The 13143-nt window shown below is 68.3% G+C and carries 12 protein-coding genes; 6 read left to right on the top strand and 6 right to left on the bottom strand.

What is annotated here, in order from left to right:
- Positions 1–268: 268 nt before the first annotated feature.
- From LRQ07_RS05480 to LRQ07_RS05465, 4 genes are all read right to left on the bottom strand, one after another.
- Positions 269–1609 carry an HNH endonuclease signature motif containing protein gene (locus LRQ07_RS05480; protein WP_256536070.1) on the bottom strand — a complete coding sequence of 447 codons (1341 nt, stop codon included), beginning with the start codon at positions 1607–1609 and terminating at the stop codon, positions 269–271.
- Between the two features lie 146 nt (positions 1610–1755).
- The gene (locus LRQ07_RS05475; protein ID WP_256536069.1) at positions 1756–2361 is read right to left on the bottom strand and encodes a hypothetical protein; all 606 of its coding nucleotides are present in this window, start codon (positions 2359–2361) and stop codon (positions 1756–1758) included.
- A gap of 49 nt (positions 2362–2410) precedes the next feature.
- Complete coding sequence (locus LRQ07_RS05470) at positions 2411–2821, bottom strand: hypothetical protein (protein WP_256536068.1); 411 nt, start codon at positions 2819–2821, stop codon at positions 2411–2413.
- 92 nt (positions 2822–2913) lie between these two features.
- Complete coding sequence (locus LRQ07_RS05465) at positions 2914–3876, bottom strand: aldo/keto reductase (RefSeq protein WP_256536067.1); 963 nt, start codon at positions 3874–3876, stop codon at positions 2914–2916.
- A gap of 100 nt (positions 3877–3976) precedes the next feature.
- Here LRQ07_RS05465 and LRQ07_RS05460 point away from each other — a divergent pair, with 100 nt between their 5' ends.
- The 6 genes from LRQ07_RS05460 to LRQ07_RS05435 all read left to right on the top strand — a co-directional run bounded on the left by LRQ07_RS05460 (position 3977) and on the right by LRQ07_RS05435 (position 10150).
- Positions 3977–4711: an SDR family NAD(P)-dependent oxidoreductase gene (locus LRQ07_RS05460; protein WP_256536066.1), complete on the top strand. Its 735-nt coding sequence runs from the start codon at positions 3977–3979 to the stop codon at positions 4709–4711.
- A gap of 139 nt (positions 4712–4850) precedes the next feature.
- Complete coding sequence (locus LRQ07_RS05455) at positions 4851–5951, top strand: zinc-binding dehydrogenase (RefSeq protein ID WP_256536065.1); 1101 nt, start codon at positions 4851–4853, stop codon at positions 5949–5951.
- Positions 5952–5958: 7 nt separating this feature from the next.
- On the top strand, positions 5959–6921 hold the full coding sequence (locus LRQ07_RS05450; protein ID WP_256536064.1) for an aldo/keto reductase: 963 nt from the start codon (positions 5959–5961) through the stop codon (positions 6919–6921).
- A 33-nt stretch (positions 6922–6954) separates the two neighbouring features.
- Positions 6955–7953 carry an alpha/beta hydrolase gene (locus tag LRQ07_RS05445; protein WP_256536063.1) on the top strand — a complete coding sequence of 333 codons (999 nt, stop codon included), beginning with the start codon at positions 6955–6957 and terminating at the stop codon, positions 7951–7953.
- The gene (locus tag LRQ07_RS05440) at positions 7950–8933 is read left to right on the top strand and encodes an alpha/beta hydrolase (RefSeq protein WP_256536062.1); all 984 of its coding nucleotides are present in this window, start codon (positions 7950–7952) and stop codon (positions 8931–8933) included. The genes LRQ07_RS05445 and LRQ07_RS05440 overlap by 4 nt, the downstream gene beginning before the upstream one ends.
- Entirely contained in the window at positions 8930–10150 is a 1221-nt protein-coding gene (locus LRQ07_RS05435; protein WP_256536061.1) for a multidrug effflux MFS transporter, read from the top strand. The genes LRQ07_RS05440 and LRQ07_RS05435 overlap by 4 nt, the downstream gene beginning before the upstream one ends.
- Positions 10151–10257: 107 nt before the next feature.
- Here LRQ07_RS05435 and LRQ07_RS05430 read toward each other — a convergent pair whose 3' ends face one another.
- Positions 10258–10929 (bottom strand): tetratricopeptide repeat protein, encoded by a 672-nt coding sequence (locus LRQ07_RS05430; RefSeq protein ID WP_256536060.1) that lies wholly within the window; start codon positions 10927–10929, stop codon positions 10258–10260.
- A 1536-nt stretch (positions 10930–12465) separates the two neighbouring features.
- Positions 12466–13131, bottom strand: coding sequence for an SDR family oxidoreductase (locus LRQ07_RS05425; RefSeq protein ID WP_232762292.1), 666 nt, complete (start codon positions 13129–13131; stop codon positions 12466–12468).
- Positions 13132–13143: the final 12 nt, after the last annotated feature.

The raw sequence follows: 13143 nt of genomic DNA, 5'->3' as shown, positions 1-13143 counted from the left end.
ATGCGTGGAAAAAGAGCGCAAGGGCGATTCCCCCCCGCGCTGCGCCGGATCATGCCCGGGGGCGCACCGGGCTTGACCGAGCGCGCAGGCATGAGCGCATGGACATGGGCGCGCGGGCATGAGCGCGCGCCCATCAGCAGACCAGCACATCCCGAGCCGCACACGCAGGCACCGGCATCAGACGTCGATGTCAGCCGTCGATGTCAGGCACCGGCATCAGACGTCGAGGTCAGGCGGCGATGCCAGGCACCGATGTCAGGCGGCGAGGTCAGGCGGCGATGTCGAAGCGCGCTCGACCGCCGAGGCGCGGGCTGCGCGCAGGGTCGACCGAGGCGGGAGGGATGAACCATACCCGCCCCACCGGACCGCCCCCATCGATACGGATCTCCCACCCGTTGTCATGCACTCGGTGGTGGCAGGTCTCACACAGCAGCACGCCGTTCGACAGATCCGTCGGCCCGCGGTCACGACTCCACCACCGGATGTGATGCGCCTTCGTCATATCCGGCGGCAACCCGCACATGGCGCAGCCCCCGTCGCGCTCCACCAGCGCCAACCGTTGCGATCGCGTGAACAGGCGCTTCTCGCGCCCCCAGTCGAGCACTTCACTCGCGGCGCCGAGCACGCACGGAATCACACCCCCGCCGGCGGCCATCCGTCGCGCGGCTCCGATACTGATCGGCTGCTCGACCCCGTCGATCTCCGCAGAGCCGGTGCCGACCTCGAGATCATCGAGGCTCATTCTCACCACGATCGTCGCCCCTGCTAGCGGCACCCTGGCTTCGCAGCCGAGCACGTGGGCGGCGAACACAGAGAGCGCATCAGCCTGCAGCATCGGCACGGTGCGACGGTCGGCGTCAGGCGCGTCGGGAGCGGCCGCATCCTTCCGGGCGGCGAACGCGGCCGTCACGTAGCCGCGGATCGCGGTCATGACAGGGGCGGCCGTCTCGGCATCGAGGACCGCATTCAGATGCACCATCCCCTCACGCTCGTGGATGGTGAGGGATCGACGGGAACGCTGCTCCTCGAGTCGCGGCTCCACCCCATCCGGGTCCAGCCACGCCTCCGCCCGCACCACTAGCTTCCGCACATCGTCCAGCGCGAGCCCGAACGCTTTCTCCACCAGCACACGCTCTGCCTCGGCGACGCGCGTCAGACCCACCACGACGCGACATCGATCGAGCAATGAGATGATTACCGCCGCCGACTGAGCGCTCAGCATTCCCGCGCCGAGCGCCTCCCGCACGACCGGGTATCTCGCCGGCAGCGGCGCCCCCAGGAGGTCTGCACGCGGAGCAACGGCCTCCCCCACCTTCACGAGCCGCGTCGCATCACCGCGTGACACACCCACGGTCGCCGCGATCATCGTCGCCGGATTGCGGAACCCCTGCTGCTTCGCGAGACTCTCGGCACCGAGTTCGGGGCGGGACTCGCGAGAGATGCACGCGGCCACCTCGACGTGCACGACGTCCAGCCGCCGCTGGAGCACCCCGAGGGACGCGCTGACCGCGATGAGCTGCTCCCGCGACAACTCACCCGAGTCGTCGGCATCAGCCCACGCCGCGTCGAGACGGGACATCGCCTCATGCAACACGGCCAACTTCGACATACCCAGATTCTACCGAAGAGTCGCCCGACTTTCGAAGATTTGTTCGAATGAATGCCAGCATATCGCAGACCACCCAGGGGGCCCTCCAGGCAATCCCAGAGCCACCCCCCGCCCCGTCACGGAAGGTGCGCGGCGAAGCCGGATCCTCAGTCGTCGCGAAGGGCTCTCTTCACTCGGAGCAATTCGGCCGCCGATTCGATCTCCGCTTCGCGCGGGCCTCGCATACCGGACCCGTTGGTCGGTGTGAGGATGAAGGAGAGCAATCCTCCGCGCACGGTGATGTCAAGCCGCCCATACGACACGCTCGTCTCGTTGCGCCGTGATACCGAAACGATGTCGCGAAGAGCGTAATCCTGCCTCTCGACTGAATGGCGCGGCCTCGCCAGCCCTGCGTGGATGCACACCGTCAGGCGGTCCGGGTGAACCAGCAACCACCCGGCGCTCACACGATCCGCGGGGGTGCCATCCACGTCGAGATCGGCCCGCGAAAACGCGAAGCCAGCCAATGCTCCGGCACCCTGCACGTCGCGCGCGGCGGCTCGAACGAGCCACCGCCACCGAAGCGCGTTCCATCCAGCGGCAGCGATCAAAGCGAGTCCGGCGGCGGCGAACAGCATCACACTGCCGATCGATGCCCCTTGCAGCGCCGGGAGCACGAGAACGACGACGCCGAGGAGAACCGCACCGCACATCGAGATGTTGCGGCCGAGCGTCGTCAACGGCCCCTCGGGGGCGAGGCGAAGAAGCTCCACTCGAGAGAAGCTTCCCTCTTCGCTAGGCGACCCCGCACCCATCATCGACTCACTCCCCCTCCGCATCGGACGCACCACGCACCGCCTTCTTCGCGGCCTCAACGAGCTGCGCATATTCGGGGCGGAACGTCTCGACCAGCTCCGACTCGAGCTTGGCCTCCAAGTCCCACAGCACACGCCGTTCTGCCTCATCGATGCCTGCCGCTCCCCCGTCATGCACAGAGGCCAGCCAATCGAAGAGGACCAGCGCCTCGGCCCGGGTCACTCGCAGCTCCACGTCTTCAGCGTGGGCTTCAGCGTCGCCAGGCTTCGCATCGGTCAAGCCACCGTCTTGCTCGGCAGCCCGGCGTCTCGCATGAGCGCGTCTGTCGAGAATCAGATACCAGCCGACGAAGAAGACCACCAGAAAGAGGAATCCGCCGAAGACCACGGCCATGAGCAGTGTGGGCTCCGGGCTCATCTCATCTCCACTCCCCCGACATCCACGGCGGATCTCGGCGCGCCTCATGTTCCCACACCGGCAGCACGCAGCCCCAGAACCTCCGGCCCTCCTCACCACGCCCCGTCGGCGCGCACCTCCCGGTCGACCCAGCAGTCGGCGAGCGCAGCCCGCACCTCGGCCCCCTGGTCTCGCGCGAGGGCGAGCGCCGCATGGTTCGCCTCGAGTTGCGCGAGACGCGAGGCACCGAACAGCACGTTCGCGGTGGCGGGGTTCGACAGGCAGAAGGCGATGCCGAGCGCGGCCGGCGTGACCCCGAACTCTCCCGCAACCCGCGCGACCTCGGGGTACACGGCGACGATCTGCTCCCGGATGCCTCCCACGTCGGCACCGATCTTCCGTTCGGGCATGCGTCCGGTGGCGAGGATTCCACCCTCGAACACGTCCGACGCCTGGAGCGCGAGAGCCCCCTCGGCGAACAGGGGGCCGTAGGCGTCCCCCTCCGCCATCGAGCGCCGAGCGATCCCGTACTTCAGCTGCGCGAACGCCGGGCCAGCCATGCCCTGCGCCGCGGCGACGGCGAGCGCCTCCCTCGTGTGCTCGATCCGCCAGTTGTTGATGCCCCAGGAGCCCACAAGCCCCTCGGCGATCAGCTCGTTCACGTCGGCGACGAGGCGCGGCAGGTCCGGAGCGTCGAGGTAGTCGCCCACGACGAGGGTGTCGAACCGGTCGAGGCCCGCTCGCTCCAGGGACTCGACCAGTTGTGCGCGAAAGCCCTGGTTCGGCCAGTCCCACAGCCAGAGCTTGCCGCACAGCACGATGTCATCGCGGTCGACGCCGCTCGCTCTCAGAGCCTGCCCGAAGAGGATGTCGGTCTTCGAGTTCTCGGAGTGCGGACCCATGTTGTAGTACGCGACGTCGAAGAAGCCGGCGTCCAGCTCGACCGCCCGGCGGATCAGCGCCACCGCGTCGTCGGGCGCCATCCGATCCCAGGTGTTCCAGGATCCGAGCGCCAGCGGGGGCACCGGGGCGCCCGGGGAATCCAGAGGCTTCCAGGGATATGTCGTTTCGGGCATGAAGGCTCCTTCGCCGTCTCGAGACACGGGGTTGTGTTTTTCTATGTTTGTAGAATATAACGGAGACATCCCGTCAGAACCGCCGTCAGTGAGGACGAACATGACCGTATCCCCCCGCCGCATCCTGGTCACCGGCGGCGCGTCCGGCCTCGGCCTTGGCATCGCCACCGCGTTCCGCGACCGTGGAGACGAGGTCTTCATCGGCGATGTGAACGCGGACGCCGCCACGGCGATCGCCGCCGAGATCGGCGCCACGGCGCTCACCCTCGACATCGGCGACGAGTCCTCCGTGCGCGCCGCAGCCGAACGGCTCACTGCCGACGGCGGCATCGATGTCCTGGTCAACAACGCGGGCATCGTCGCCGGCGGCGGCACCCTGCAGGACGTCCCGGTCGACGTCGTCGACGCAGCCCTGCGGGTCAACGTGCGCGGAACCTTCCTCATGCTCCGGATCTTCGGCGCGCTGCTCGCCGACGCAGGACGCGGCGCGATCGTCAACATCTCGTCCATCGGCGCACGGCAGCCCACCCCCGGACTGGGGCACTACGAGGCGACGAAGGCCGCGGTCGACGCCCTCACCCGCACCGCTGCGATCGAGCTCGCCGCCTCGGGCGTCCGGGTCAACGCGGTGGCGCCCGGCCCCGTGCTCACGCCTCTCACCGCGGACTTCGCCTCGAACCCGCAAGCCCGTGCGGCGTGGGAGTCCCGCATCCCGCTCGGCTCCATCGCCGAGGTCGACCAGATCACCCCGCTCGTGCTGTTCCTCGCGAGCGACGCCGCCAGCCACATCACCGGAATCTCCGTCCCCGTCGACGGCGGACAGCTCCTGGTCTGACGCGGGATCGATTCCGCGTCTTCCCGTCACCTCCGAGGCCCCTTTCTGATCCGCCACCCGCCCCGCTGATCCGCCACCCGCCCCGCTGACCCGCCACCCGCCCCGCTGACCCGCCACCCGCGCGCGACTGGAGAACCGCATGCCCCTCCCCACCCGCACCAAGGCCGCCGTGCTCACCGCGCACGGCGAGCCGCTCACCCTGCAGGACCTGCCTCTCCCCGCCGAGATCGAAGCGGGCGCCGCGCTCGTGCGCATCGCGTGCACCACGCTGTGCGGCACCGACATCGAGATCTGGGAGGGACGGATGACCTTCCCCGGCATGCTCCCGATGGTGCTCGGGCACGAGATGGTCGGCGAGATCGTCGCCACCGGCCCCGACACGAAGGATGCCCTGGGCCACCCCCTCTCCCCCGGAGATCGCATCGGCTGGTCCGAGTCGACCTGCGGCGAGTGCTACGGCTGTGTGGTGCTGCGCGAGCCCGTCGCCTGCTCACGCCGCGGATACGGCTTCCTGCAGCGTGCGGACGTGCCACCGTTCGCCACCGCGGGACTCTCGGAGTACGCCTACGTGACCCCGGGGGCGGCCAAGCTGCTGCTCCCGTCATCCGTCAAGGACACCTGGGCCTCGATGGCCGGATGCGCGGCCAAGACCGTGTTGCGGGCCTTCGAGCGGGCAGGGCGCATCCGCCCCGGCTCGACCGTGGTCGTGCAGGGCGCCGGAGCGCTCGGCATCTTCGCCACAGCCGTCGCGAAGATCTCCGGTGCAGGCCAGGTCATCACGGTGGGCGCCCCCGCCTCCCGACTCGAACTCGCCGGCCGCTTCGGCGCCGATGCGGTCGTCGACTTCCGCGACGGCCCGGTGGTCGATCAGGTGATGGCGCTCACGGGAGGCCGCGGCGCCGACCACGTGTTCGACTTCGCGGGTGCGCCCAGCGTCGGCCCTGACGCGATCGCGATGGCCGCTCAGCGCGGGACCGTCACGATCGTCGGCTCGACCGGTCCCGCGGGCGACGGCTTCCCGCTCAGCACCATCATGGGCAAGGAGCTCACGGTGGTCGGCTCACTCAACGGCGACATCTCCGACTACTCCCGTGCGATCGACTTCTTCACCGCGTTCGCGGATCGCTACCCCTGGGACAACCTCTTCAGTGCCCCGGTCGGCCTCGCCGACGCCTCCGCGAAGATCGCCCACATGCACGACCTCGATGAGGTCAAAGCCGTCATCGACCCGAGACTGTGAGGACTCCATGACCACTCCCCTCCTGCCCCGACGCGAGATCGGCCGCAGCGGCATCGACGCCTCACTGTTCTCTCTCGGCTCCTGGCACACCTACGACCGGATGGACTTCGCCGACGCGGTCGCAATGCTCCGCGAGGCCGTGGACCGCGGCGTGAACCTCTTCGACGTGGGCGTGTACTCCGCGCCGGGAGCGCCACCGGTCTTCACCGACGTGATCTTCTCGGCGATGGTGCGCGCTGCAGGCCTCCGGCGCGACGACTGGCTGCTCTCGTCGAAGCTGTGGCTCGAGGCCTTCGGCGACGACGGCTTCCGCCCCCAGCTCGAGAACGCGCTGATGCGGGTCGGCGTCGAGCACGCAGACCTCGTGATCCTCGGAGACCTGCGGCGCGACGACCTCGACCTGCGTGACCTCGTGCTCGACCTCGCCCGCCTCGCGGAGGCCGGCCTCATCCGCACCTGGGGTGTGAACAACTGGTCGGCATCGAGCATCCAGTCCCTGATCGACATCGCCGCGGCGGAGGGCGTGGCCGGACCGCAGATCGCGCAGTTGAAGTACAGCGTCTCCCGGCGCTCGATCCCCGACGGCAGCCCCTTCGCCCGCCTGTGGGAACAGGGGCTCACTTTGCAGGCCTCCGACTGCCTCGAGGGCGGCGTGCTCGCCGGCAAGATCAACGGCGACCGGCAGATCGGCCGCGACCCCGGCGACATCCGGGAGCGGATCATCCAGGATGTGCCCGCCTTCACCGAGGTCGCCGCATCCCTCGACGTCTCACCCGCGCAGCTCGGGATCGCGTTCACCCTCACCCATCCGGCCCTCACCACGACGCTGTTCGGCGCCTCGAGCGCGGAACAGCTGCGCGCCAACCTCGACGCCGCAGCCCTGGTCGACCGGGTCGGCGGCGATGAGCTGCGCCGCCTGGTCGAACCGTTCTGGGCCGATCGCGGGGTCGTCGACCCCGAAGGCCCCTGACCCGCCGCTTCGCCCTTCCATCCAAGGAGAACCATGACCGCCACCGCCGCCGGACGCCCGACCGTCACCCCCGTGCCCTTCGACCCCGAGGTGCAGGCCGTGCTCGACGAGATCGCGAAGAACCCACAGCCGGCGCTCACCCGCGACACCCTTCCGCGTGACGGTGTCGACCGGATTTTCCCCGACAACGACTCCGTGATCGCCGGGCGCGACATCGAGTGGGAGGACCGCGTCATCCCCGGTCCCGCCGGAGCACCCGACCTCGAGATCACGGTGTTCCGCCCCGCCGGCGTCCACGGGGAGGTGCTCCCCGGTTTCGTGAACATCCACGGCGGCGGCATGATCGTCGGCCACCGTTCGTGGGAGACCGGCCGCGTGGTCGACATCGTCGACGAACACCGGGTCGTCGCCGTGAACGTCGAGTATCGCCTCGCTCCGGAGAACCCCTACCCCGCGGGCGTCGAGGACTGCTACGCCGCCTTCGTGTGGGTTCATGAGCACGCCGCGGAACTCGGCATCGACCCGGAGCGCCTGATCGTCGGAGGCGGCAGTGCGGGCGGAGGGCTGACAGCCGCTGTCGCCCTGATGGCGCGCGACCGACAGGGGCCCGTCATGGCCGGGCAGCTCTTGCTGTGCCCGATGATCGACAACACGAACACCACCGTCGCGAGCCGCCAGTACGACGGCATCGGCACATGGCAGCGCGAGATGAACCTGCTGGCGTGGTCGTGTGTGCTGGGCGACGACCTCGCCTTCCACCCGGACGCTCCCGCCTACGCCGCCCCCAGCCGCGCGACCGATGTGTCGGGACTCCCGCCCGCCTTCATCGAAGTCGGCGAGGCCGAGGCCTTCCGCGATGAGGACACGGAGTACGCGCTGCGCATCTGGGCCACCGGAGGACAGGCCGAACTGCATGTCTGGGGCGGCGGAGCGCACGGCTTCGACATGTACATGCCGGAGGCTGAGATCTCCCGAGCCGCTCTCGCCGCTCGCGCCTCGTGGTTGCGTCGCATCTGGCGGGCGGACCGATGACCGCGCCGCTGCCGGTCCCGTATGACCCGGAGCTCGTCGCCGGCCTCGACGCGTTCGTCGGAATGGTGGAGATCATCCCGCTGCGTGCCGACACGATCCATGCCAACCGCGACCACTTCGCGACGATCATCCCGCCCATAGCCGCACAGGCCGCGGGTCGGGAGGCCGTCTGGGAGGACCGTGTCATCCCCGGACCGCACGGGGCACCGGACATCGAGATCACGATCGTCCGCCCCGCCCGCGCGACTTCCGTGCCCGCCCCCGCGGTCCTGTCGATCCACGGCGGCGGGATGGTGCTCGGCACCCGGTTCTTCGGCACCGCGGAGCTCATCGACCTCGCCGAGCGGCACGGCGTCGTCGGAGTGGCCGTCGAATACCGGCTGGCACCCGAGCATCCCGGTCCCGCGCAGGCGGAGGACTGCTACGCCGCGCTGGAGTGGATGGCCGCCCACGCCGACGAGCTCGGCATCGATCCCGCCCGCATCATCGCCTCGGGGATGAGCGCCGGCGGGGGCCTGTCGGCTGCCGTCGCGCTGATCGCCCGGGATCGCGGCGGTCCACACCTGGCCGGCCAGCTGCTCGGCTGTCCGATGCTCGACGACCGCAACGAGACCGCCTCCAGTCGGCAGTACGACGGCTTCGGCGCGTGGGATCGGAACAACAACGACACCGCGTGGGATGCCATCGCCGGGGACGACCGGTTCACCGACCGCGTCTCCGCGTACACGGCACCCGCCCGCGCCACGGACCTCGCCGGGCTCGCACCCGCCTTCATCGAGGTGGGCGCTGCCGAGACGTTCCGCGACGAAGCCGTCGACTACGCCCTGCGCATCTGGGCGACCGGCGGACACGCCGAGCTGCACGTGTGGGCCGGCGGATACCACGGCTTCTCCGGGTTCTCGCCCGAGGCCGAGGTCTCGAAGGCCGCCGTCGCCGCGCGGGAGAGCTGGCTGCGCCGCATCCTGCGCCTGGGCGGATGAGCCTGCCCCTTCCCGAGGAGCCGGCTCGCCCGCGCATGAGCACCCTGCGGGCGATGCTGGTGCTCGGGATGCTGGAGGCTTTCGGGCCGTTGTCGATGGACCTGTATCTGCCACAGTTGCCGCAGCTCGCCGCGTCGCTCGGCACGACCGAGGCTCTGGCGCAGGTGACGATGTCGGCGTGCATGATCGGTCTCGGGCTCGGACAGCTCATCGCGGGACCGCTGAGCGATCGACTCGGAAGGCGACTGCCGCTGATGGTCGGAGTCTCGGCCTTCGCGGTGCTGTCGCTGGTGTGCGCCCTCGCGCCGAACATCGAGCTGCTGCTGCTCGCCCGTTTCCTGCAGGGGCTCGCGGGCTCGGCGGGGATCGTGATCTGCCTGGCGATCGCACGAGACCAGTTCGAGGGTGTCGAGCTGTCGCGGATGCTGTCGCTGCTGTTCCTCGTCTCCGGGACCGCACCGATCATCGCGCCGGTCGTCGGTGGGCAACTCGCGCGGGTCATGGACTGGCGGGGTATCTTCGGCGTGCTCAGCGCCGTCGGGGTCGTGCTGCTCCTCATCGTCGTGTTCGCCCTGCCCGAGACGCTGCCCGCCTCGGCGCGGCACGGCGGCGGCCTCGTGGTGCTGCGGCATCATGCCCGTGCCGTGATCCGCGACCGGCTGTTCGTCGCGGTGCTGTGCGCGGCGGCGGGAGGCGGCGTCGCGTTCTTCACCTACCTGTCGATGTCATCGTTCGTCCTGCAAGACCAGTTCGGTCTCACCCCGCAGACCTTCAGTCTCGCGTTCGCGGCGGGGGCGCTGGCGAGCATCGTCGGCAGCCAGACCAGCAGGCTCGTCGTGCGGCGGTGGGGACCGTTGCGCGTCTATCTGGGTGGCATCACGGCGACGCTGCTCGCCACGACGACGTTCCTCGTGCTGACGCTGACCGGCACCGGCGTCTACGGAGTGATCGCTGCGCTGATCGGGTTCATGCTCTGCTCGGGAGTGGGTGGCCCGAACGGTCAGACCCTCGCCCTCGCGCACCACGGCAGCCGCGCGGGCACAGCCTCCGCCCTGCTCGGCATGGCGACCTTCCTGTTCGGGCCCGTCGTGGCGCCGATCGCGGCCGGATTGGGTGGCACGAACGCGGTCACGATGGCCGTCACCATGACGCTCGCAGCGGCCGCCGCCGCGGTCGCGGCGTGGGTGTTCGTGCGGCCGGCCGCAGCGCCTCAGTAGCCGCAGCGCTCAGTAGCGACACCCCCGCCGGAACCGGTCCACGACTGCCTGGGGCACATACTCGTTCGTCGGCAGCCAAGAGATCGACACGGTAGCTGCGCTGACCCCTAGTCAGGCGATGCCTCCAGAGGCGTCGAATCGCCCATCCGCTTGGCGAGCTCGTGAAGTTCATGTGCGCGCTCGGTTTCGCCCTTCTCCAGCAACATCACCGCAAGGTTGTGTGCACTATGGCCATCCCCGCTAGAAATGCCCGCCCAGTAGGCCGCCTCAGCTGCGTCAAGCTCTCCTGGTTCCTCGGCAAGGAGGTTTCCGAGCAAGAGTGCGGCACCGTAGACGTCGGCAGCAACTGCTCGTGCGAGAAACTCTCGAGCCTCGGACGTCCTTCCTTGACGGAGCAAAAAGTGTGCCAACGGCACTCCGAACTCCTCCGAGTCTTCTAGCCCCTTCTTGAGCAGATCCTCCGCTTCGTGGAGATCTGTAGACGTTCCCGCGCTTACGAGGCTCTCCCCAAGAAGGCCAGCGAGTCGAGCGGGGTTACCGGCCTCCGCGGCGATCGCTTTCCTCAACCACACCTCCGCTTCTTCGTTGTGCCCCATCCAGCTGAGACTCTCGCCGAGTGCTGCGAGCGCTGCGCTTGAGCCGCCATCGGCAGCTTCGCGAAACATCGAAATCGCCAGACGCTCGTCGACGTCCCATACAGCAGCTGCAAGCTCGAACAGGGTGCTTGGTGTCGCCCCTGCTCCGAAATCGACAGAATCCAGGTCGACGGTGGGAATCATTCGGCTGATGGCAGCTCGGTCACACGCGCCATCCCGTCCGCACGCCGCCCGCAAAAAGTCCAAGTATTGCCCCGCGACAAACGCATCCTCCGCGGCACGTCGATCCGGTTTCACCGGCGCCTCCTCAGGCGATTTCGGTCAGCGGTGCAGATTGATGCGCTCTCGTTCGGCCTAGGGCTTGCCATCCTAGCCGATCGTGTCCCTGGCCTCTCGTACGCGCTCGGAATAGTCCGCGTCAAAATTCATCGGCAATCGGGACTCGAGTTGCGATTCGAGATCCCCCAGGACCCTCTGTTCGGCTGACTCAACAGCTTGAGCCTCAGAGTCGTTGATTCTCGCTATCCGGTCGTACAACACGAGCGCTTCCTCCATGCTCAATGCGAGCATCACACTGTCAGCCACCGACAACCCTTCCTGTTGTCAGCGAGTTCTCGATCTGCGCCGAAGTCAGCTTCCATCCCTACAAAGAAGTCGTCCCGTGGAGCATGACGTCGGCCTGCCTGGCGGAGTTGTTGTGCTCGCCTCATCGGCTCCTACCATTCCTTCTCGTGAGCAGTCGCAAGCCAATCGTAGAAAACCAGAGCTTCGCTTGAACTCGAATCGAGCACGATTCTGTCGTCCACCACCCAGCCTCCCTGTCGTCATTTGACGATGAAGCCGCGTTTGGTGGAGAGTCCACGCAGCAGGGATCACGCGGCCGGTAGGAACCATTAGACACCTCTTCGACGAGAGAGGGCTCCCCTCGGCGACCGAGTCCGAACGCGCGGTGTAACATCCGGCTCCGAAAAGATCCCCAGCCTGTGATTCAAGGATCGAGCGACTTCGTTCGCCGTGCGCCGACTACACACAGTCCCCCCCCCCCCCCCCCAGACGCACCGCACTCCCGTCTTTGAATTCAGCACGCAACTCACCGCTCTCAAAGGGGCCGGAATCAATTGCCCATGCCAGGTAGTAGAAGGGGCCCCCATACGGTTGCACTCGAAACCGCTCTAGATCCCCGCGCTTGAACACTCTGCGCGACCACCAGCCGCGCACGCGCACATCGTCGCCCTTGATTGCCACGCCTGTGAAAGGAAGTCGAACCCAAAGCCATACCGTAAGCAGGAGTAGCGCGACGGCGAGGAATCGAAGCGGGCCGAGTGCATCTCTTGCTGATGGACTCGCAAGGATCAGCGCTGGAAGCAGGCCGCTGTAGACAGAAGCCACCGCAAGTCTCCCCGCGCGCCCAAGTCGTCCCGAACGGCCCTCATCGCTATGACGAGACATGGAAGCGTCCGACTTTGAAGCCCCCGCCCGGTGCGAGCGGACGGTTGGTTCGGAGTGGCTTGAGAAGACTCTGCACACTGTTTGACGACACGACCTCAGCTCCCGTCCGCGATGATCGAATGCCGCATAGGAAACAAATAGCGGATGCTGAGGTCTCACCGCGAGCGGCACCGCATCACGAATTCATAACTTCCTTCGAATTATGGGGATGATCACCCGCGACCGCGGCCCCGCCGCGCCCGATCAGCCCTCGACGCCCGCCGCGCCCCCTCAGTAGCGAGCCGAGAACGCCCCGTCCGACTGGAGCAGCTGACCGGAGATCCAGCGCCCCTCATCCGACACGAGGAATTCCACGACCGCGGCGACATCCGCCGGACGCCCCAGGCGCCCCAGAGGGGTCATCGCTTCGAGCGAGGCCCGCGTCTCGTCGTCCATCCAGCCGGTGTCGATCGGTCCCGGGTTCAGCACGTTCGCGGAGATCCCACGAGGACCGAGCTCACGAGCGGCCGAGATCACGAGCCGGTCGAGTGCGCCCTTCGATGCACCGTAGGGCAGGTTCCCGGTCACGTGGTCGCTGGTGAGTGCCACGATCACTCCCCCGTCGTCGCCGACCTGACGCGCGAAGGCCGCGATCAGCAGCAGACTCGCCCGCGCGTTCACGGCGACGTGCCTGTCGAAACTCTCCGCGGTGGTGTCGAGGATGCCGGACTCGACGTCGTGGGCGTGGCTCAGGATGAGCGCGGTGATGGGTCCGTGCGCGGCGACGACCGCATCCACGAGTGCGCCGGGGCCGTCGGGGGTCGCGAGGTCGGCGAGGTGGTCGGCGTCGTGGAGATCGCTGGTCACGACCGTCCATCCGGCCGCACGCAGACGAGGGACGATGCCGGCGGCGATGCTGTTCGCCCGGGCAGCGCCGGTGATCAGAGCGAGGGGCATCCGGCCACCGTA

The sequence above is a fragment of the Microbacterium sp. J1-1 genome, from assembly GCF_024498615.1.
Lineage (GTDB): Bacteria > Actinomycetota > Actinomycetes > Actinomycetales > Microbacteriaceae > Microbacterium > Microbacterium aurugineum.
The sequence above is the reverse complement of the archived record's forward strand: the minus strand, read 5'-3'. Positions and strand labels throughout refer to the sequence as shown.